Consider the following 20,360-nt stretch of genomic DNA (forward strand, 5'->3'; position numbering starts at 1 on the left):
GGGGCCGCGGGCGGGGTCCGCTCGCGCGTCGTCGTCGGCGGCGACGGCGCCGCCGATGACCCGCGAGCAGTCTCACCCCGGGACGGCCATGCTGTCCAAGACGAAAAACGGCGATCCCATGCGAAAGCGGTATAGGGCCCGGGTGCCGGCATCGGGCGCCGAGAGGCCTCGGCGGAAACGCGGGCCGGGGGCCGGTATCGTCGCGTTGCGCAGTATCCCGACCGGCACGCGTCCCGCACGCCGCCGCCACGAGCACCCAGATAGGCACGCCGCACTCCCATGGCCAAACGCAGCCGGCTCGACGCCGAACTCGTCCGCCGCGGGCACGCCCGCTCGCGCGGGCACGCCGCCGAACTCATCGACGGCGGCCACGTCCGCGTCGCCGGGGTGCTCGCCACCAAACCCGCCACCCAGGTCGGCACCGACCAGCCGATCGTCGTCAAGACCCCCGACGACGCCCCCGCCTATGCCTCCCGCGGCGCGCACAAGCTCATCGGCGCGCTCGACGCCTTCGGAATCGATGTCGAAGGCCGCCGCTGCCTGGACGCCGGGGCGTCCACGGGCGGGTTCACCGATGTCCTGCTGCGCCGCGGGGCGGCGCACGTCGTCGCCGTCGACGTCGGATACGGGCAGCTCGCGTGGGCGCTGCGCAGCGACGACCGGGTCACCGTCAGGGAGCGGTGCAACGTCCGCGACCTCACCCCTGACCAGGTCGGCGAGCCACTGCCGGACCTGGTGGTCGGCGACCTCTCGTTCATCTCCCTCAAACTCGTCCTGCCGCCGCTCGCGGCCTGCGCCGCCCCCGGCGCCGACTTCGCCATGATGGTCAAGCCGCAGTTCGAGGTGGGGAAGGAACGGGTCGGTGCGGGCGGTGTCGTGCGCGACCCGGAACTGCGCGCCGGAGCCGTGCGCGACGTCGCCGCCCACGCGCTCACCCTGGGCCTGGGCACGGCCGCGGTGGTCGCCAGCCCGTTGCCGGGCCCCTCGGGCAACGTCGAGTACTTCCTGCGCCTGCGCGCCGACGCCGGGCCGCTGGAGGAGGACGACCTGCGCCGCGCCATCGCGGAGGGCCCGCGGTAGCGCCCGCTGCGGCCCTCGGCGACGGCCCGCACAGCGCGGGGACAACGGGCCCGGGACACGTGCGCGTGACCGCCGAACCGGGCGCGGCCCCCATCCGTGTACACCTCGCACGGGTGCCGCGGCGCGGTTCCCGTGCCGTCGCGCCCGGCCCCGGTCCAGGGCCGGGCGCGACGGCGGTTCAGCGGGCGGCCGGCCACCGGCCCCCCTCCGGCCGCGGGCGGTGCGGCGACCCCCCGGGTGTGTCCGCGCGGTCTGGAACCATGGACGTCTCCCGGCCGTGTCCACCGGCCGGGCACGGGGCGGCCGCACGCGCCGCACCCGCTGTGAGGCGGGTGCCGCCGCGGGCGGGGAGGCCCCGTGAACCGTATCCGGGCGGGACGCTTGCCCCGGTGGCACCCCGGCCGGCCGCGGATGTGGATAACGTCGTTTACGAGCGCACGGCCGTGCCCGAGGACGCGGCCGCAGTGGCCCGGCCCGCTGGGCCGGGCGGCGCACCCCACGTGTTACCCCAGGCAATGCGAGGAGACGCCCATGACCGGCCCTGGATCGGCTGAACGCAGCGTGCTGCTGATCGCGCACACTGGCCGAGCAGCCGCCCTGCGCAGCGTCGAGCTGGTCCACCGCAGCCTCACCGAGGCCGGGTTGACCGTCAGGATGCTCGATTCCGAGGCGGACGAGTTCAAGCGCGAGGGCTATGACCTCCACCCCGTGGAGGTCGTCCAGCGCAGCGCGGCGGCGGAGGGCGCCGAACTCGTGATGGTGCTGGGGGGCGACGGCACGCTGCTGCGTGCCGCCGAGATCGCGCGGCCCGCCGGGGTGCCGCTGCTTGGCGTCAACCTCGGCCACGTCGGCTTCCTGGCCGAGGCCGAGCGCGAAGACCTCAACGCGACCGTGCGCAGCGTCGTCGCCCGCGACTACCTGGTCGAGGAGCGCATGACCCTCGACATCGCGGTCTACAACGGCGGGCGCAACGGCACCGAGCCGCCGGTGCGCAACTGGGCGCTCAACGAGGCCACCCTGGAGAAGGCCACCGCCCGCCGCATGCTGGAGACGGTCCTGGAGATCGACGGCCGCCCGCTGTCGCGGTGGGGCTGCGACGGGGTGGTGTGCGCCACCCCCACCGGTTCCACCGCCCACGCGTTCTCCGCGGGCGGCCCGGTCGTCTGGCCCGAGGTCTCGGCGCTGCTGGTGGTCCCGATCAGCGCCCACGCGCTGTTCGCGCGGCCGATCGTGGTCTCGCCCGACTCCACGATCGCCCTCGAGGTGCTGCCGGATACCACCGCGGGCGTGCTGTGGTGCGATGGACGCCGTATGGTCGAATTGCCCGCCGGGGCGCGGATCGAGGTGAAGCGCGGCAGAGTGCCGGTGCTCCTCGCGCGCTTGCAGCGGGCGCCGTTCACCGACCGGCTCGTCGCCAAGTTCGCCCTTCCCGTCGCAGGCTGGCGGGGGCGTGCAGACGGCGACGTGTAGGCTGCCCCGGCCGGTCGGCGACGGCTGAACGGCGGTGCCCCCACAGCGGGGGCACCGCGACCGAGCGGTACACCACTGGTGGGAGCAGGAGAGGATTCGGTGCTCGAAGAAGTCCGCATCCAGGGTCTCGGCGTGATCGACGACGCCGTGCTGGAGCTGTCGCCCGGCTTCACCGTCGTCACGGGGGAGACCGGCGCGGGTAAGACCATGGTGGTGACCGGCCTGGGACTGCTCTTCGGCGGCCGCGCCGACCCCCAGCGGGTCCGGCCGGGGGCCGAACGCGCCGTCGTCGAGGGCCGGCTCGCCGTGCCCTCCGAGGGCAGGGTGGCCGACCGCGTCGCCGAGGCGGGCGGGGAGCTCGACGACGGCGTACTCATCGTGTCCCGCGCCGTCTCGGCCGAGGGGCGGTCGCGGGCGACCCTGGGCGGGCGGTCCGCGCCGGTGAGCGTGCTCGCCTACATGGCCGACGACCTCGTCGCCGTGCACGGCCAGTCCGACCAGCAGCGCCTGCTGCGCCCCGAGCGCCAGCGCGGCGCCTTGGACCGCTACGCCGGAGAACGGCTCTCCCCGACGCTCAACGCCTATTCCGTCGCCTACCGCCGGCACCGCGAGGTCGAGGCCGAGCTGGCGGAGGTGACCACCCGCGCCCGGGAACGCGCGCAAGAGGCCGACCTGCTGCGCTTCGGCGCCGAGGAGATCGCCGCGGCCGAACCGCAGCAGGGCGAGGACGCCGAACTCCTCGCGGAGGAGACCCGGCTCGCCCACGCCGACTCCCTGCGCGTGGCCGCCACCACCGCCCACGAGGCGCTGACCGGCGACCCCGCGGCCGACGTCCAGGCCGACGTCGTGGGCCTGCTCGCCGCCGCCCGCCAGTCGCTGGCCGCGGTCCGCGACCACGACACCGCGCTGGCGTCGGTGGCCGACCGGCTCGACGAGGCCGGCTACGTCCTGGCCGACGCCGCGACCGAGCTCGCCTCCTACGCCGAGTCGGTCGAGGCCGACCCCGCCCGGCTGGCCGCGGTGCAGGAGCGCCGGGCCCTGCTGACCCAGTTGTCGCGCAAGTACGGCGCGACCACCGACGAGGTCCTGGCCTGGGCCGAAGACGCCGCCAAACGGCTGATCGAGCTGGAGGGCGACGACGACCGCATCGACGCGCTGCGCGCGGAGGAGGCCGAGTTGCGGGCCCGCCTCGCCGACCTCGCCGACGACCTCACGCGCATCCGCACCGAGACCGCCGAGCGGTTCGGCACGGCGGTCACCGAGGAGCTGACCGCGCTGGCCATGCCGCACGCCCGGGTCACCGTGAAGGTGACCACCGGCGACGCGTTCGGCCCGCACGGCCGCGACGACATCGAGGTCCTGCTCGCCCCGCACCCCAGCGCCCCGCCGCTGCCGCTGAACAAAGGCGCCTCCGGCGGTGAGCTGTCGCGCGTCATGCTCGCCATCGAGGTCGTGTTCGCCGGCGCCGACCCCGTTCCCACGTTCGTGTTCGACGAGGTCGACGCTGGTGTCGGGGGCAAGGCCGCCGTGGAGATCGGCCGCCGGCTGGCCCGGCTGGCCCGCCGCGCCCAGGTCATCGTGGTCACCCACCTGCCGCAGGTGGCCGCGTTCGCCGACAACCACCTGGTGGTGGAGAAGTCCAACGACGGCACGGTCACCGAGAGCGGCGTGACCCGGCTGGACCGCGGCGGGCGCGCCCGGGAGCTGTCGCGCATGCTCGCCGGGATGGAGGACTCCGAACTGGGCCGCGCCCACGCCGAGGAGCTGCTCACCATCGCCGACACCGACCGCTCGCGCTAGCGGCCGGTCGCGCGCACCCCCGCCCGCCTGCGTCCGCGCAGGTGCGAGGGTGTCGTCCGCGTGCGCCGATACCGGAATTGTCCGTCACGGGACGAACACGCCGGGTAGTCGCGGTAGGGGAGTCGCGCCGCGACCTCTGGCAACATCCGAGCAATGAAGGTCCCGACGGCGCTCGGCGCCCGCCTCACCAGAATCCGCCGTATCAGACCCGGCGGATCCATCGGCATCATCGCACCGGCCCGATCGGACCGTCGGACCAAGAACCTCACCAAACGGCTCAAGCCCGGCGACATCGCGATCATCGACCACGTCGACCTCGACCGCGTCAGCGCCGAAGCCCTGGTGAACTGTGGTGTGTCCGCGGTCCTCAACGTCGCCACCAGTATCAGCGGCCGGTATCCCAACCTCGGCCCCCAGCTCCTCGTCGAGGCCGGGATCCCGCTCCTCGACGACGTCGACCCCGAGGTCTTCACCCGGATCCACGACGGCGAACTCGTCCGGCTGGAGGGCAACACCCTCTACCGCGGCGACGAGATCGTGGCCAAGGGGTCACCGCAGGACACCGAGTCCGTCGAGGCCGCCATGGTGGAGGCCCGCGCCGGACTGTCGGTGCAGCTGGAGGCGTTCGCCGCCAACACGATGGAGTACCTCAAGCGGGAACGGGACCTGCTGTTCGACGGCGTCGGGGTCCCCGACATCGCGACCAGGATCGAGGGCCGGCACGCGCTGATCGTGGTCCGCGGCTACCACTACCGCGAGGACATCGCCACCCTGCGCTCCTACATCCGCGAGTACCGGCCCGTGAAGATCGGCGTGGACGGCGGGGCCGACGCCCTGCTGGAGGCCGGCTACCGCCCCGACATCATCGTGGGCGACTTCGACTCCGTCTCCGACCAGGCGCTCACCTGCGGTGCGGAACTCGTCGTGCACGCCTACCGCGACGGCCGCGCTCCAGGGCTCAAACGGGTGCACGACCTCGGCCACGACGCGGTCATCTTCCCCGCCACCGGGACCAGCGAGGACGTCGCCATGATGCTCGCCGACGACTCCGGGGCGGTGCTCATCGTGGCCGTGGGGACCCACGCCACGCTGGAGGAATTCCTCGACAAGGGCCGCGCCGGCATGGCCAGCACCTTCCTCACCCGGCTGCGGGTGGGCGGCAAGCTGGTCGACGCCAAGGGCGTCAGCCGCCTCTACCGAAGCCGTATCTCGCCGTGGACGCTCCTGGCGCTCGCCGCGGCGTCCTTGCTCACCATCATGGTCGCCGCCTACAGCTCACCGGCCGGGCAGGTGTACGCCACCTTCCTCGCCGCACGCTGGGACGCGTTCCTCTACTGGCTCACGGGGTTGTTCACGTGATCGACTTCCGCTATCACCTGGTCTCCATCGTCGCGGTCTTCCTCGCGCTCACGGTGGGCATCGTCCTGGGCACCACCATGCTCCAGGACCCGCTGCTGAACACGCTCCAGTCGGAGACCTCCGACCTGCGCTCGCAGAGCGAGGAACTGCGCGCCGAGAAGGACGTCACCGACAGGTACAGCCTGGGCGGCGACCACCTCGCCGCCGCCTACTCCGACGACGTGCTCGGCGACCGGCTCACCGGCCGCAAGGTCGTCGTCCTGGAGTCGCCCGGGGTCGACGAGGAGCTGCGCACCGGCGTCGTCGAACGCATCGAGCAGGCCGGCGGCAGCGTCCCCGGCCGGCTGGTGTTCACCGACAAATACCTCGACCCCGGCCAGGAGACGTTCGTCAACGAGCTGACCGACCAGCTCGCGGGCGGGTTCGAGCTGCCCCGCGGCGGTGCCCACGAGCGCTCCGCGGCGGAACTGGCCCGCGCGGTGCTCCGCCCGGACCAGCACGTCGCCGACGACTCCCCGGAGCCGTCCCAAAGCCCCGGCACCGGCGAAGGCGCCGGCGCGGCGGACGCCGAGGACACCCCGTCCGCCGAGCCCTCCGCCGCGGAGGAAGAGGAGGACCCGGCCGCATCCGGCGCCGCAGGGGGCCAGTTCGATGCCGAGGCGGTGCTGTCGGGCTTCGAGGGTGCCGGGCTGCTCGGCGTGCAGGGCGACCCCGCCGAGAAGGCCGACATCGGCATCGTGCTCGCCCCGGCCAAGGCGTTCGCCACAGGTGAGGAGGCGGCCGCCCCGCAGAAGGACGCACTGCCGCCCGGCAATGACGCGATGCTCGCCCTGGCCGGCGCGCTCGCGGGTGCCGCCGACGGCGCGGTGCTGGTGGGCGGGGCCACCTCGATCGGCCCCGGAGGGCTCGTGGCGCAGGCGCGCGCCGAGGAGCCCGCGTTCTCCACCGTCGACACCGGCGGGCGCGCCGCGGGGGACGTCGCGGCCGCACTCGCCATCGCCGCCGCGGTCGAAGGGCGCAGCGGGCATTACGGGATCGGCGAAGGGGTCGACGGCTTCCTGCCCGGCCCGCGCCCCGGTGAGGGCGGTGCGGACGACGACTCCCAGGACCGCAAGAGCCCGCCCGCCGACCCGTCCGCCCGCGCCGACCGCGCCGACCGCGCCGGCCGCGACGGGGACGAGGAACGCGCCGACCCGGACGCGCCCTGACCCGTCACCGCAGCGCCGTTCCGGCCCGTGTGCGCCCCCGGCGTGTTCGCGGGCCGGAACGCCACGGCACGGTCCGGACGGCGAAGCGGAGCGGTCGGGCGGGCGCGGCCGCGCGGTGACGGCCGCCGCGGAGCACCGACCGCGGGCCCGCGCGCGGGCCGAGGACGCGGACGGCGCGGAACCGGCCCCGCCGGACCGCATCCGGCCGATCCGGCACGCCCCGGCCGGCCGCACGGCGCGGCCGCCGGCCCGGCGGGTGGCGGTGCCCCGCCGGCCCGGGCAGCGGACCGCGGCGGTAGCGCCGCCGGCGGCGGGCCGGGAGAGCGCGCCGGGGCCGACATCCACGAATCCGAGGAAGAGAGCACATCCACCATGCCCATTGCCTGTCTCACCGCCGCGGCGCGGTGCGTGCGGTCGGTGTGTGCGGGCACGGCCGCGGCCGCGTTCGGCGCGTGCGGGGCGCGCGCCGCCTATACGCTGCTGGCCGGCCATCCGGGCCAGGGCACGGTCGACGACGTGTTCCGCGTCGCCGAGCACGCCCGCGACGTGTGGACGCGCACCAACTTCCGCGGCGCGGACGTCACCCTGGTCGAGGGACCGGCCCTCGCCGCCGGCATCTGCGCCGGGACCGCGCTGGCGCCCGGTGTCCCGCGGCCCTGGCGCGCGGCCGCCGTGGTCGCCGCGGCGGGCTCCGCCGTCTTCGGCGCCTACGACGACATATCCGGCTCCTCCCGCTCCCGGGGGTTCCGCGGCCACCTCGGGGCGCTGGCCCGCGGCGAGGTCACCACCGGGGCGATCAAGATCGCGGGGATCGGCGCCACCGGACTGGCCGCCGCGGCCGTCGCCCGGGGCCGTCCGATCGACGTCCTCATCAACGGGGCCGTGATCGCCGGGAGCGCGAACCTGCTCAACCTCTTCGACCTGCGGCCCGGACGCGCCATCAAGGTCGGGCTCGCCGCCGGCGCCCCGGCCCTCACCGGGCCCGCGGCGGGCATCGCGGGGGCGGCTCTGGGGGCCGCCGCGGCGGTCCTCCCCGAGGACCTCGCCGAACGGGCGATGCTGGGCGACGCCGGTGCCAACGCGCTGGGCGCCGCGCTGGGGGTGGCGGCCGCCGTCTCGCTGCCCCGCCGGACGCGCGCGGCCCTGCTCGGGGGAGTCGTCGGCCTGACCCTGGCCAGCGAGTTCGTCAGCTTCAGCCGCATCATCACCGAGGTCCCGCCCCTGCGCCGGCTCGACGGCCTCGGCCGCCGCACGCCACCCGCCCCCGGCCCGGTCCCTGTCGGGGAACCGCTCACCGCGCGGTCGGCGGGCCCGGCCCCGGTTCCGGCGGCGGCCTGCGCGTGAACGGCTCCGGACCGGTGCGCGGCCTCGTTCATGGTCGGCGAGTGCGTCGGCTTCAGCCGCCTCATGACCGAGGTCCCGCCCCTGCGCCGGCTCGACGGCCTCGGCCGGTGCATGCCGACTGCCCCCGGCCCGGTCTTTGTCGTGTAGCCGCTCGCCGTGCGGTCGGCGTGTGCGGCTCCGGTTCGGGCGGTGTCCTGGGCGTGAACCGTCTCGGATCGGTGTGGTGTCCTGTTCTTGGCCGGTGGGGTCGTCGGTTGCAGTCGGATCATGAGCGGGGTCCAGCCCCTGGGCCGGCGCGGTGGTTTCGGCCGGTGCATGTCGGCTGCCCCCGGCCCGGTTCATGTCGGGGAATCGCGTGCCGTGCGGTCGGCCCCTCTGCGGATCCGGTCGGCGCCTGCTGAGCCGACACCCCCGCTCACTCTCTCCCCCCCGGAGTCGGCCCCTCCGGACCCGTCCTTCCCCTCCCCGCCCGCAACGGGGCCCCGATAGCCGAGGAGCGCAGCCGAGGTGACACCCGACCGGATCCGGCGGCTGGGCGCGGGGGTGGCCGGTGCGGCGGCGCTGATCGCCGTCGCGACCGGGCTCGCGCGGGTCGCCGGGTTCACCCGGACGCTGGTCTTCTCCCAGACCGTGGGCGACACCTGCCTGGGGACCGCCTACGTCACGGCCAACCAGGTGCCCACGGTCCTGTTCGAGATCGTCATCGGGGGAGCCCTGTCGGGCATGGTCGTGCCCGTGCTGGCGGCCGCCGCCGCGAGGGACGACCGCGACCACGTGCGCGACACCGCGTCGGCCCTGGTCACCTGGGTGGTACTCATCGCCGTCCCGCTGAGCCTGCTGCTGTGCGCCGCGGCACCGCCGGCCATGGTGGTGATGCTCGGCGGGGGAGCGGGCTGCGGCGCCGCGGACCTGCTCGCGCTGTCGGCGCGCTTCCTGCTCGTCTTCGCCCCCCAGATCCTCTTCTACGGCCTCGCCGCCGTGCTCTACGGCGTCCTCCAGGCCCACCGCCGCTTCCTCGCCCCCGCTCTCGCCCCCCTGGTCTCCAGCATCGTGGTGATCGCCGCCTACATCGCCTTCGTCCCCTTGGGCGCGGGCCACCGCGACGACCTCTCGGGCCTTCCCCTCAGCGCCGAACTCACCCTGTCGCTGGGCACGACCGCCGGGGTGGCCGCCCTCTTCCTCACCGCGCTGCCGGCCTTCCTGCGGCTGCGCCTGCGCGTGCGCCCCCGCCTGACCTTCCCCGACGGCACCGGGCGGCGCGTCCGCTCCCTGGCGTCGGCGGCCGTACTGCCGCTGATCGCCATGCAGCTGACCCTGCTCCTCGCGCTCGCCCTCGCCAACCGCGGCGGCGGCACCGGCGCGGCGGTCCTCTACAACTACGCCTGGACCCTGTTCACCCTGCCCTACGGCGTCATCGCCGTCCCCATCGCCACCAGCGCCTTCACGACCCTGTCGGTGCGCCACGGCGAGCAGGACCACCGCGGGTTCGGCGCGGTGCTCGCCGTCAGCGCCCGCGCGGTCGTCGTCATCACCGCCGGATTGGCGACCGCCCTGGCCGCCGCGGCAGGGCCCGTCGCCGAGGTGTTCGCCGGAGGCGACCCGCTCCCACTCGCGCGGGCGCTGCTCGCCTACGCCCCCGGCATCGTGGGGTTCGGCCTGGTCGCCCTGCTCAGCCGCGCGCTGTACGCCTCGCACCACGGGCGCCGGGCCGCGCTGGCGCAGGTCGCCGGCTGGGCGGCCGTCATGGCGGCGAGCGTCGTCCTGGTCGGCGCGCTGCCCGCGGAGTGGGCCGTGGCGGCGCTGGGCGGCGCCGCCACGGTCGGGCTGAGCCTGGGGGCGGCGCTCCTGGCCGCGGCGGTGGTGGCGGCGCACGGGCGGGCGGCGTTCGCCGGGATGGGGCGCGCGCTCCTCGCCACGCTGGCGGGCACCGCCGCCGGATACGGCGCGGGCCGGTGGGTGGCGGCGGCGCTCGACGTGCACGGCGCGTGGCCCAACGCCGGGGCGGCGCTCGCCGCGGGCGGCACCGCCGTCGCGGCCTTCGGGGCCGCGGCGCTGCTGATCGACGCCCGGGCGGTGCGCGCGGGAATCGCGCGGGGCCGCTTGGGCGCCTCCGGGAGCGGGGCGGTATCCGATGCGTGACGAGCCGCGCCGCGCCCGGACCCGCCCGGAGCCGCGACCGGACGCCGGACGCGCCCGGGGGGCGGAGCAGGCCGGCACGCTCCGCTGGGGCGCGGCGGCGCCGTGCCGCCGGGCTTCCCAGGGCCCGGCGGCGGGCGGAGCAGGCGGCCATGGGCACATGAGACGAGCCGGTACGGCCCCGGACACCACTCGCGGTGGCGGCGGACCGGACGGCGGGAGAAGGGACGGCGGATGCGGATCGGTCTGGTCATCGGGGTCAGCAGCGGGGGAGCGGGCCGGCACGTGCACTCCCTGGCCGGAGGGCTCGTCGCGCGCGGGCACCAGGTGGTGGTCGTGGGCCCGGCGGAGACCGACGACCGCTTCGGGTTCGCCGCCACCGGTGCCGCGTTCGTCCCCGTCGAGATCGGGGCGACCCCGCACCCCGGCCGCGACACCGTCGCCGCCCTGCGCCTCGACGTGCGCCTGGCCGGCGCCGATGTCGTGCACGCCCACGGCATCCGCGCCGGAGCCCTGTGCGCCCTGCCCCCCGGGCCGCCGCTGGCCGTGACGCTCCACAACGCGGCACCGGTCGCCACGGGGCCGCGCAGGCTCGTCTACCCCGTTCTGGAGCGCGTGGTGGCGTGGCGGGCCGACGCGGTCCTCGGCGTCTCCGGTGACATCGTGGAGCGCATGCGCGCCCTGGGCGCGCGCCGGACCGCTCTCGCCGTGGTGGCGGCGCCGCCCAAGGAGCCGCCCGCGCGTACCAGGGAGGAGGCGCGGGTGGAACTGGGCGTTCCCGCGGACCGCCCGCTGCTGCTGGTCGTGGCGCGGCTCGCCGCCCAGAAGGGCCTGGAGGTGCTGCTGGACGCCGCCCCCGCGATCGCGGACCGCACCCCGCGGCCGGTCATCGCCGTCGCCGGCGACGGCCCGCTGTACGACGGCCTGGCGGCCCGCGCCGCGGCGGAGGGCCTGCCCGTGCGCCTCCTGGGGCACCGCACCGACGTCGCCGACCTGCTCGCCGCCGCCGACCTGTTCGTCCTGCCCAGCCTCTGGGAGGGGCCGTCCCTGGTCATCATGGAGGCGCTGCGCGCCGGGCTGCCGGTGGTCGCCACGCGGGTCGGCGGGATCCCCGGCCTCTACGGCGACACCGCGCGCCTGGTGGCGCCCGGCGACCCGCGCGCGCTGGCGCGGGCGGTCGGCGACGTGCTCGACGACGCCGCCGTTGCCGAGCGCCTGCGCACGGCCTCGGCACGGGCGGCTGTGAGCTTGCCCACCGAGGAGGACGCGCTCGACCAGGTCAGCCGCCTTTACGAGCGGCTCGTGGCGCCATGACCGGCGACGATCCCGGATCGGCCGCCCTGACGCCCTCCCACAGTGGCCCCACCACCGCCCGGGCACCCCCTGACATGGCACGGAACATTCCCGCACGTGGTGTTCACAGCCTGCGATCAATGGCATCATGTAGGTGATCCGGGAACCGCACGGGGTTCCCCGCGCGTTCGCAACCTGGATCAACGTGAGGGGAGTATCCCTTTCGCGGCGGTGTCGTCATCACGGAGCGCAATGGAGCGCGCCCGGTGCCGTCGGTCCACGAGGTGATCCGCGCATGCGGCCGCCCGGGGACGGGAGAGACCTCCGGTAGTCGAACATGCCCGAATGCGAATCGGGCGGTCCGTACCGGAGGAGTTCTCCTATGGATGTCCCTATGTGGGTGTGGCTTGCCACCATCGGCGCGATGGTGGTGATCCTGGCGGTCGACCTCGCGATCGTCGACCACCCGTGGAGCAAGAAGAGCGGCCCGAAGGAATTCGGGATGAAGCAGGCGGCGTGGTGGGCCGCCTTCTACATCGGAATCGCGATCCTGTTCGGGTTCGGTGTCTGGTACTACGGCGGCGCCACGATCGCCGGCGAGTACTTCGCGGGCTTCGTGACCGAGAAGAGCCTCAGCGTCGACAACCTCTTCGTCTTCTACCTGATCATGGGCAGCTTCGCGGTGCCGAAGCGCTACCAGCACGAAGTGCTCCTGATCGGCATCGTCATCGCGCTGGTCATGCGCGGTATCTTCATCGCCATCGGCGCCCAGGCCATCAACGCCTGGAGCGAGGTCTTCTACCTCTTCGGCGCGTTCCTCATCTACACCGCCGTCAAGATCGTCCGCGACCACCTCAAGAAGGACGAAGAGGACCAGGACTTCACCCAGAGCTTCGCCGTGCGCATGGTGCGCCAGGTGTGGCCGGTGACCGACGAGTACCACGGCGCCCACCTCACCGTGAAGAAGGAGGGACGCCGCCACGTCACGCCCATGCTCCTGGTGATCGTGGCCATCGGCGTCACCGACCTCGTCTTCGCCGTCGACTCCATCCCGGCCATCTTCGGCCTCACCCAGGACGCCTACATCGTCTTCACCGCCAACGCGTTCGCGCTGCTGGGCCTGCGCCAGCTCTACTTCCTGCTGGCCGGGCTCATGGACCGGCTCACCTACATCAGCTGGGGCCTGGCGGGGATCATGGTGTTCATCGGCATCAAGATGATCCTGCACGCGCTGCACGAGAACGGCGTGCACGTCCCCGAGATCAGCACCGGCCTCTCGCTGACCGTGATCCTCGGCGTGATGACCGTGACCATCGTGGCCAGCCTGCTCCGCAAGGCCCCGTCCGCGGAGGCGAAGGCGGGGTCGGGCCCGCGCAGCGTCAGCGGGGAATGAGGCGAGCGTTCGAACGACTGTTCGCCTGACGTCGTCTATAGTGGTGATGCCCGCCGGGAAACCGGCGGGCATCGGGCGTTTTCCCATGTGGAAGTTTCCGCCCCCCGAAATCGTTAACTTAGAGGTCTGGGGCCGAACGACGGATGGCGCGCGCTCCGCGCCGCACCTCCTCCCCACCCATCCCGCGTGGCGTGCACCCCCTTGGGGCCCTGCGCGCCCTCGATACGCGAGCCGATGCCGAAAGGGCTGATCAAGCACATGGCCGAGGAGCTGGTGATCCGGGGCGCCCGGGAGCACAACCTCAAAGACGTCTCGCTGGACCTCCCGCGCGACGCCATGATCGTCTTCACCGGGCTGTCGGGGTCGGGCAAGTCCTCACTGGCCTTCGACACCATCTTCGCCGAGGGCCAGCGCCGCTACGTCGAGTCCCTGTCGGCCTACGCCCGCCAGTTCCTGGGCCAGATGGACAAGCCCGACGTCGACTTCATCGAGGGCCTGTCGCCCGCGGTCTCCATCGACCAGAAGTCGACCAACCGCAACCCCCGCTCCACGGTCGGCACCATCACCGAGGTCTACGACTACCTGCGGCTGCTGTGGGCGCGCATCGGCGTCCCCCACTGCCCCGAGTGCGGACGCGAGATCGCCCGCCAGACCCCGCAGCAGATCGTCGACCGCGTCCTGGAGCTGCCCGAATCCACCCGCTTCCAGGTGCTCGCGCCGGTCGTGCGGGGCCGCAAGGGCGAGTACGCGGAGCTGTTCAAGGACCTCCAGAGCAAGGGCTTCACCCGCGCGATCGTCGACGGCGCCGCCGTCCGCCTCGACGAAGCCCCCGCGCTCAAGAAGCAGGAGAAGCACGACATCGCGGTCGTGGTCGACCGCCTCGCGGTCAAGGAATCCGCCAAGCAGCGGCTCACCGACTCCGTCGAGACCGCGCTCCAGCTCGCCGCCGGCACCATCGTGCTCGACTTCGTCGACACCCCCGAGGGCGACCCCGGTCGCGAGAAGGTGTTCTCCGAGCACCTGTACTGCCCCTACGACGACCTCTCCTTCGAGGAGCTGGAGCCCCGCTCCTTCTCCTTCAACTCGCCCTACGGCGCCTGCCCCGACTGCGCCGGGCTGGGCACGCGCATGGAGGTCGACCCCGAGCTCCTGGTCCCCGACCCCGCCAAGACCATCAACGAGGGCGCGGTCTCGCCTTGGTCGGGCGGGCACGCCACCGAGTACTTCGGCCGGCTGATGGAGGCGGTCGGCGACGCCATCGGGTTCGACCTCGACACCCCCTGGGAGAAGCTCCCCAAGGCCGGCCGCAAGGCGCTGCTGCACGGCCACGAGACCCAGGTGCACGTGCGCTACCGCAACCGCTACGGGCGCACCCGCTCCTACTACACCAACTTCGAAGGCGTCATCCCCTGGCTCAAGCGCCGCCACTCCGAGAGCGAGAGCGACTCCGGCCGCGAGCGCCTCGAGGGCTACATGCGCACGGTGCCCTGCCCCGTCTGCGAGGGCAAGCGGCTCAAGCCGGTCATCCTCGCGGTGACCGTGGGCGGCGCCTCCATCTCCGAGGTCAGCTCCATGGCGCTCAACGAGACCGCGGACTTCCTGCGCGATCTCGACATCAGCGAGCGCGACCAGGTGATCGCCGGCCAGGTCCTCAAGGAGATCAACGCCCGGCTCGGCTTCCTGCTGGACGTCGGCCTGGACTACCTCAGCCTGGAGCGGGCGGCCGCGTCGCTGTCGGGCGGCGAGGCCCAGCGCATCCGCCTGGCCACCCAGATCGGCTCCGGCCTGGTCGGCGTGCTCTACGTGCTCGACGAGCCCTCCATCGGGCTGCACCAGCGCGACAACATCCGGCTGCTGGAAACCCTCCAGCGGCTGCGCGACATCGGCAACACGCTCATCGTCGTCGAGCACGACGAGGACACCATCCGAGCGGCCGACTGGGTGGTCGACATCGGCCCCGGCGCCGGCGAGCACGGCGGCGACGTCGTGGTGTCGGGCACCGTCGAGGATCTGCTCAACAGCACCGAATCCTCCACCGGCGATTACCTCACCGGGCGGCGCCGCATCGAGGTCCCGGTCGGCCGGCGGCCCCGCGTCAAGGGGCGCGAACTCGTCGTCAAGGGCGCGCGCGAGAACAACCTGCACGATGTCGACGTCGCGTTCCCGCTGGGCGTGTTCACCGCGGTCACCGGGGTGTCGGGGTCGGGCAAGTCCACGCTGGTCAACGAGATCCTGTACAAGGTGCTGGCCAAGGAGCTCAACGGCGCCCGCTCGGTGCCCGGCCGGCACGTCCGGGTCAACGGCCTCAACCAGGTCGACAAGGTCGTGCACGTCGACCAGAGCCCCATCGGGCGCACCCCGCGGTCCAACCCCGCCACCTACTCCGGGGTCTTCGACCACATCCGCAAGCTGTTCGCCCAGACCGCCGAGGCCAAGATGCGCGGCTACCAGCCGGGGCGGTTCTCGTTCAACATCAAGGGCGGCCGGTGCGAGGCGTGCGCCGGCGACGGCACGATCAAGATCGAGATGCAGTTCCTGCCCGACGTCTACGTGCCCTGCGAGATCTGCCACGGCGCGCGGTACAACCGCGAGACCCTGGACGTGCACTACAAGGGCAAGACCATCGCCGACGTGCTCGACATGCCGATCGAGGAGGCGGTCGACTTCTTCGAGCCGATCTCCGGGATCCGCCGGCACATGCAGACCCTCAACGACGTCGGCCTGGGCTACGTCCGCCTGGGGCAGCCCGCCACCACCCTGTCGGGCGGCGAGGCACAGCGGGTCAAGCTCGCCTCGGAACTCCAGCGCCGCTCCAGCGGGCGTACCGTCTACGTGCTCGACGAACCCACCACGGGCCTGCACTTCGAGGACATCCGCAAGCTGCTGGGCGTGCTGAACCGGCTGGCCGACGCCGGCAACACCGTGATCGTCATCGAGCACAACCTCGACGTCATCAAGACGGCCGACCACGTCATCGACATGGGGCCCGAGGGAGGTTCGCGGGGCGGTACGGTGCTGGCCACCGGAACCCCCGAGGAGATCGCGAGCGTCGAGGAGTCCTACACGGGACGCTTCCTCGCCAAGATCCTCTAGCATCGTCAGCGCCCCCGTTCAAGGAGATGTATGAGCGCTTCCCCCGGCCCACCCCCGGCCGGACTCGGACCGCACCCGGCCGGACTCGGCCGGCGGATCGCGGCCCGGCTCGTCGACCTGGTCATCACCGGTGCGGCCGCGCTGGCCGTCACCTCGCTGGTGATACGCACCCTGCCAGGGGCCGCCGATCCCGCGGGCATCCAGCCGCTGCCCGCCGTGGTGCTGTCACTCAGCCTGTTCGCGCTCTACACCGGCTACGAGGTCATCTTCACCGGCCTGTACGGGCGCACCATCGGCAAGTGGGTGTGCCGCGTGCGGATCACGGCGGCCCCCGCGCCCGAGACCCGTTCGCGGGCCGCGACGGGTGCCGGAACCGGCGGTGCCGCCCCCGATCCGCTCCTGCCCGGCCCGGGGGAGGCCCCGGTGCCCGTGGCGGTGTTCAAGCGGTCGGCCGTGCTCTACGCATCGGTGCTGTTCAACTTCGTGCCGGTGCTCGGGATGATCGCGCTCATGGTGTCGGCCTACGCCGTCGTCTCCGTCTTCACCTCGCCGCAGCGGCGCGGAATCCACGACCGGGTCGGCGATACGGCGGTGGTCGGCGGGCCGGTGGGATCGGTATCGTCATAAGGGTCGTCGTCGGGTCCGCAGCCCCGGCCCGGCCGGGCCTCCGGTGCCCCGACCGCCCCGCCTGACGCATCCGGCACGCCGCTCAGGCGCCGAGCCCCCTGCCGTGCCCCGAGGAGGTACCGCCTCTCATGAGTCACCCGTCGCCCTGGAACGACGGGGCGGGTGTTCCGCAGCAGCAGTCCGCAGGCTACGACCCGGGCGGACGGGCCGGCGGCCCGCCGCCGCCCTACCCCGCCCCGGAGACCCCCGCAGCCCCGGTCCCGCCGTACGGGAACACCGCCACCCCGCCCTACCGCGATTCCGCCCCGCCCCGGTACGCGGACGCCGCTCCCCAGCCGTACGGTGGAACCGGCCGTCAGCCGTACGGGGGCACCGATCCGTACGGCGGTGCCGCGGGCCCTCAGCCCTACGGAGCCGCCGAGCCGCCGCCGTACGGGGGTGCCGACCCTCAGCCGTACGGGGCCTCCGGGCCGCCGCCGTACGGGGGTGCCGACCCCCAGCCGTACGGGGCCTCCGGGCCGCCGCCGTACGGGGGCGCCGACCCCCAGCCGTACGGGGCCTCCGGGCCGCCGCCCTACGGGGGTGCCGACCCCCCGCACGGGAGCGCGGGCGCACAGCCGCATGGCAGCGGCGCCGAGCCGCCCACGTACCGCGAAGGTGATCCGCCCCGGTACGGTCAGGGCGATCCGTCCCCGTATCCGGGCGCCGACCCCCGCCCGCACGGTGAGCAGCAGCGTCCGCCGCCGTACCGCGACGCCGAACCGCCGCCGCCCTACCCCGGGGTCGAGCCCATGGCCGTCCACACCCACACACCCACTCCCGTCCCCGCCCCCGTTCCCGCGCCGCCATTCGTCGCGGAGGCGGAGCGGGAGCGTCCGATCGCGCAGTGGGGGGCGCGGGTGGCCGCCCGGCTCATCGACTGGGTGATCGTGCTCGTGCCCGCGGCCATCGTCGCGCTGGTCATCGCGCTGGTCTGGATCGGCGGCCAGGCCCTCGACGGCCTGCGCGACGGCTCCGTGGCCTGGCGCAACTTCGTGATCATCTTCAGCGTGGTCTACTTCCTCATCCTCACCGTCTACGACACGGTGCTGGTGAAGGGAAGGCGCCGCACGTTCGGCAAGAGCCTGTTGAAACTGGAGGTCGCGCCGGCCGACAACGGCGGCCGACCGGGACCCATCCCCGTCGCGTCGATCATCGCGCGCTCCGCCGTCCTCAACATCGGCAGCCTCACGATGGCCCTCGGGTGGGCCGCGGTGGTGTTCATCGGCCCGTTCGCGGTGCTGGCGGTGGTCATCTGGCCCCTCTGGGACCGCCCGAACCACCAGGGCGCACACGACAAGGTCGCCCGAACGGTCGTCGTCCGAGCCAACTGACAACGGCTTCGCGGCGCCGCGGGGCCGGAACGCCGATGGCCCCAGCACGCTGGGGCCATCGGCGTTCCGGGGCCGCCTGGAGTTCCCCGCCTCCCACCCCGTCGGGCACCGCCGGGGAGCCGCCGCGGGACCGGCGCCGACCGCCCGGTGCGCGGGGTCCGATTCCGCTCCCGCCCTGGTGTCGGTGCGGTCCGCGCCCGGTACTACAGTGTGTAGTAGTCAGTAGTCCGGATCGAAGGGGATCGCGCGATGGGTGCGGGGGCGGCGTGTGGGTGTGGGATGAGCCGGCGGCGGCTGCTCGGGGCCGCCGGGGCCGCGGGGGTCGCCGTCGTGGGGGCCGCGGCCTGCACCACGGAGGAGAACAGGCCCCAGCCGCAGGACGCCCTGAGGGGGACGGTGGTCGCGCAGACGACCGACATCCCTGAGGGCGGCGGGACGATCGTCATCGACGGGAAACTCGTCATCACCCAGCCCACCGAGGGGGAGTACAAGGCGTTCAACGCCGTCTGCCCGCACGCCGGGTGCACGATCCAGGAGGTCGAGGAGAACATCCACTGCCTGTGCCACGGCAGCGAGTTCGACATCTCGACCGGGGCGGTGCTCGCCGGCCCCTCGCAGCAGCCGCTGGAGGAGCTGGCCATCTCGGTGGCGGGGACCGACATCACCCTGGAGTGACCCCGGGCCCGTGGCCCGGATCCGGAGCCCAGGGCCCGGTCCGGGCCACGGGCCCGGGGGAGTGAACGGTGGCCGGCACCGTCCCCGGCGCCGGCCTCACGCTCACTCGCCGTCGTTGCCGCCGTCTCCGTCGTCGTCGCCGCGGCCGTCGTCGTCGGTGCCGCTGCCCCTGGACCCGCCCTCCGTGCCACGGGAGCCCGCGACACCGACCGACCCGTCGGGCCCCGGGGAGCCCGCTCCGCGCGGCGCTTCGGCTCCACCCGGCTCATCCGTCGCGGCCGAGGGGCGGCCCCGGCGGAACGCCGACTGCGGGAAGGCGGTCGCGTAGTCGTCCTCGCCGGCCGCGATGAACTCCGTCCGCCCCCGCGGCAGGGCCTCGGGGTAGTTCGTGCTGATGAAGCCGATCAGGTGCTCGCGCAGGTCGCAGGCGAGGTCCCAGCGGGCGTCGGCGTCGGCGGTGGTCGCCACCGCCCGCAGCTGCACCACCCCGCCGTCGAGGATGTCGGTGGCCTGGAGCGACCAGCGCCGCCCGTCCCACAGCGGGTGCTCGGTGACGAAGGAGCCCACCTCCTCGCGGATCTTCTCGATCGGCACCGACCAGTCGACCTGGAGCATCACCCAGCCGGTGATCGACGCCCCCTGCTTGGTCCAGTTCTCGAACGGGCTCGTGGCGAAGTACGAGACCGGCACCACCAGGCGCCGCTCGTCCCACATCCGCAGGGTCACGTTGGTCAGGCTCAGCTCCTCGACCCGCCCCCACTCGCCCTGGAACACGACGATGTCGTTGATGCGCAGCGCGTCGCTGAACGCCAGTTGCAGTCCGGCGAAGATGTTGCCCAGTGTCGACTGCGCCGCCACACCGGCCACCACCGACAGCAGGCCGGCCGAGGCCAGCAGCCCGGCGCCCAGCCCCTGCACGGCGGGGAAGGTGAACAGGATGGCGGCCACGGCGAGGAACCCGATGATGGTCGCGACCACCCGGCGCAACAGCCGCACCTGGGTCTGCAAACGGCGGGAGCGGCGGTCGTCGTCGGCGTTGCGCTCGGCGAGCTTGAGCAGCACGGTGTCGGTCACCGCGTAGGCAGCCGTCAGGGCCAGCCAGGTCAGCGCGCCGATCAGCAGGATCGACATCCCGTGCTGGAGCAGGGGGAAGACGGACCGGTCCGCCAGTTCGCCCCGGTTGGGCAGCGCGACGTTGATGCCGATGACGGCCGCGGCGGCGTACGCCGAGCCCCGGCAGCGCTCGACGAGCGGCCCCGCCAGGGACCAGACCCGGCGGAGCTTGTGGGTGAGCAGCCAGTGCACAACCGTGACCAGGAGCACGGAGATCGCGACGGCGACGCCGATCGTGATCCACTGGGCGAGATCCACGGATGGACTCCTCGTGAGCTAGTGGAATTTCCGTTCGTACCCGCCCAACCTAGGGCATGCGGATACCTAATCGTGACATTCGGTGAGGCGGTCCCACAGCCGGCACCCCCCTCTGACCTGGCATTCCACCCCGGGTCC

Annotated in this window: 14 protein-coding genes; 13 read left to right on the top strand and 1 reads right to left on the bottom strand. The window is 73.8% G+C overall.

Features of this window, described 5'->3' with window-relative positions:
- The first annotated feature begins 279 nt into the window (after window positions 1-279).
- From ACFO4E_RS26030 to ACFO4E_RS26090, 13 genes are all read left to right on the top strand, one after another.
- The gene (locus ACFO4E_RS26030; protein WP_378579156.1) at window positions 280-1,080 is read left to right on the top strand and encodes a TlyA family RNA methyltransferase; all 801 of its coding nucleotides are present in this window, start codon (window positions 280-282) and stop codon (window positions 1,078-1,080) included.
- A gap of 531 nt (window positions 1,081-1,611) precedes the next feature.
- Window positions 1,612-2,550: an NAD kinase gene (locus ACFO4E_RS26035; RefSeq protein ID WP_378579158.1), complete on the top strand. Its 939-nt coding sequence runs from the start codon at window positions 1,612-1,614 to the stop codon at window positions 2,548-2,550.
- Window positions 2,551-2,649: 99 nt separating this feature from the next.
- The gene (gene recN, locus ACFO4E_RS26040; RefSeq protein ID WP_378579160.1) at window positions 2,650-4,350 is read left to right on the top strand and encodes a DNA repair protein RecN; all 1,701 of its coding nucleotides are present in this window, start codon (window positions 2,650-2,652) and stop codon (window positions 4,348-4,350) included.
- A gap of 153 nt (window positions 4,351-4,503) precedes the next feature.
- A complete protein-coding gene (gene steA / locus ACFO4E_RS26045) occupies window positions 4,504-5,709 on the top strand; it encodes a putative cytokinetic ring protein SteA (protein WP_378579163.1) in 1,206 nt (401 codons plus the stop codon).
- Window positions 5,706-6,917, top strand: a complete 1,212-nt coding sequence (locus ACFO4E_RS26050) for a copper transporter (protein ID WP_378579167.1) — start codon at window positions 5,706-5,708, stop codon at window positions 6,915-6,917. The genes steA and ACFO4E_RS26050 overlap by 4 nt, the downstream gene beginning before the upstream one ends.
- A 372-nt stretch (window positions 6,918-7,289) precedes the next feature.
- The gene (locus ACFO4E_RS26055) at window positions 7,290-8,261 is read left to right on the top strand and encodes a hypothetical protein (RefSeq protein WP_378579171.1); all 972 of its coding nucleotides are present in this window, start codon (window positions 7,290-7,292) and stop codon (window positions 8,259-8,261) included.
- Window positions 8,262-8,768: 507 nt separating this feature from the next.
- Window positions 8,769-10,400 (top strand): murein biosynthesis integral membrane protein MurJ, encoded by a 1,632-nt coding sequence (gene murJ, locus ACFO4E_RS26060; RefSeq protein ID WP_378579175.1) that lies wholly within the window; start codon window positions 8,769-8,771, stop codon window positions 10,398-10,400.
- 231 nt (window positions 10,401-10,631) lie between these two features.
- Window positions 10,632-11,711: a glycosyltransferase family 4 protein gene (locus ACFO4E_RS26065; RefSeq protein ID WP_378579178.1), complete on the top strand. Its 1,080-nt coding sequence runs from the start codon at window positions 10,632-10,634 to the stop codon at window positions 11,709-11,711.
- A gap of 361 nt (window positions 11,712-12,072) precedes the next feature.
- A complete protein-coding gene (locus ACFO4E_RS26070; RefSeq protein WP_378579181.1) occupies window positions 12,073-13,083 on the top strand; it encodes a TerC family protein in 1,011 nt (336 codons plus the stop codon).
- Between the two features lie 258 nt (window positions 13,084-13,341).
- Window positions 13,342-16,176 (top strand): excinuclease ABC subunit UvrA, encoded by a 2,835-nt coding sequence (gene uvrA / locus ACFO4E_RS26075; RefSeq protein ID WP_378579260.1) that lies wholly within the window; start codon window positions 13,342-13,344, stop codon window positions 16,174-16,176.
- Window positions 16,177-16,206: 30 nt separating this feature from the next.
- Complete coding sequence (locus tag ACFO4E_RS26080; RefSeq protein WP_378579183.1) at window positions 16,207-16,803, top strand: RDD family protein; 597 nt, start codon at window positions 16,207-16,209, stop codon at window positions 16,801-16,803.
- Between the two features lie 791 nt (window positions 16,804-17,594).
- Window positions 17,595-18,176 (top strand): RDD family protein, encoded by a 582-nt coding sequence (locus ACFO4E_RS26085; protein WP_378579185.1) that lies wholly within the window; start codon window positions 17,595-17,597, stop codon window positions 18,174-18,176.
- A 279-nt stretch (window positions 18,177-18,455) separates the two neighbouring features.
- The gene (locus ACFO4E_RS26090) at window positions 18,456-18,851 is read left to right on the top strand and encodes a Rieske (2Fe-2S) protein (protein WP_378579187.1); all 396 of its coding nucleotides are present in this window, start codon (window positions 18,456-18,458) and stop codon (window positions 18,849-18,851) included.
- A 102-nt stretch (window positions 18,852-18,953) separates the two neighbouring features.
- Here the strand turns inward: ACFO4E_RS26090 and ACFO4E_RS26095 are convergent, their stop codons facing one another.
- Window positions 18,954-20,222 carry a mechanosensitive ion channel family protein gene (locus tag ACFO4E_RS26095; protein ID WP_378579190.1) on the bottom strand — a complete coding sequence of 423 codons (1,269 nt, stop codon included), beginning with the start codon at window positions 20,220-20,222 and terminating at the stop codon, window positions 18,954-18,956.
- Window positions 20,223-20,360 lie beyond the last annotated feature (138 nt).

This window comes from Nocardiopsis mangrovi, from assembly GCF_042653925.1.
Lineage (GTDB): Bacteria > Actinomycetota > Actinomycetes > Streptosporangiales > Streptosporangiaceae > Nocardiopsis_B > Nocardiopsis_B mangrovi.

What these genes read in the sequence shown, in the direction of transcription:
- ACFO4E_RS26030 (WP_378579156.1), top strand. Translation starts at nt 280, where the DNA reads ATGGCCAAACGCAGCCGGCTCGACGCCGAACTCGTCCGCCGCGGGCAC.
- ACFO4E_RS26035 (WP_378579158.1), top strand. Translation starts at nt 1,612, where the DNA reads ATGACCGGCCCTGGATCGGCTGAACGCAGCGTGCTGCTGATCGCGCAC.
- steA (WP_378579163.1), top strand. Translation starts at nt 4,504, where the DNA reads ATGAAGGTCCCGACGGCGCTCGGCGCCCGCCTCACCAGAATCCGCCGT.
- ACFO4E_RS26055 (WP_378579171.1), top strand. Translation starts at nt 7,290, where the DNA reads ATGCCCATTGCCTGTCTCACCGCCGCGGCGCGGTGCGTGCGGTCGGTG.
- ACFO4E_RS26065 (WP_378579178.1), top strand. Translation starts at nt 10,632, where the DNA reads ATGCGGATCGGTCTGGTCATCGGGGTCAGCAGCGGGGGAGCGGGCCGG.
- ACFO4E_RS26070 (WP_378579181.1), top strand. Translation starts at nt 12,073, where the DNA reads ATGGATGTCCCTATGTGGGTGTGGCTTGCCACCATCGGCGCGATGGTG.
- uvrA (WP_378579260.1), top strand. Translation starts at nt 13,342, where the DNA reads ATGGCCGAGGAGCTGGTGATCCGGGGCGCCCGGGAGCACAACCTCAAA.
- ACFO4E_RS26080 (WP_378579183.1), top strand. Translation starts at nt 16,207, where the DNA reads ATGAGCGCTTCCCCCGGCCCACCCCCGGCCGGACTCGGACCGCACCCG.
- ACFO4E_RS26085 (WP_378579185.1), top strand. Translation starts at nt 17,595, where the DNA reads ATGGCCGTCCACACCCACACACCCACTCCCGTCCCCGCCCCCGTTCCC.
- ACFO4E_RS26090 (WP_378579187.1), top strand. Translation starts at nt 18,456, where the DNA reads ATGAGCCGGCGGCGGCTGCTCGGGGCCGCCGGGGCCGCGGGGGTCGCC.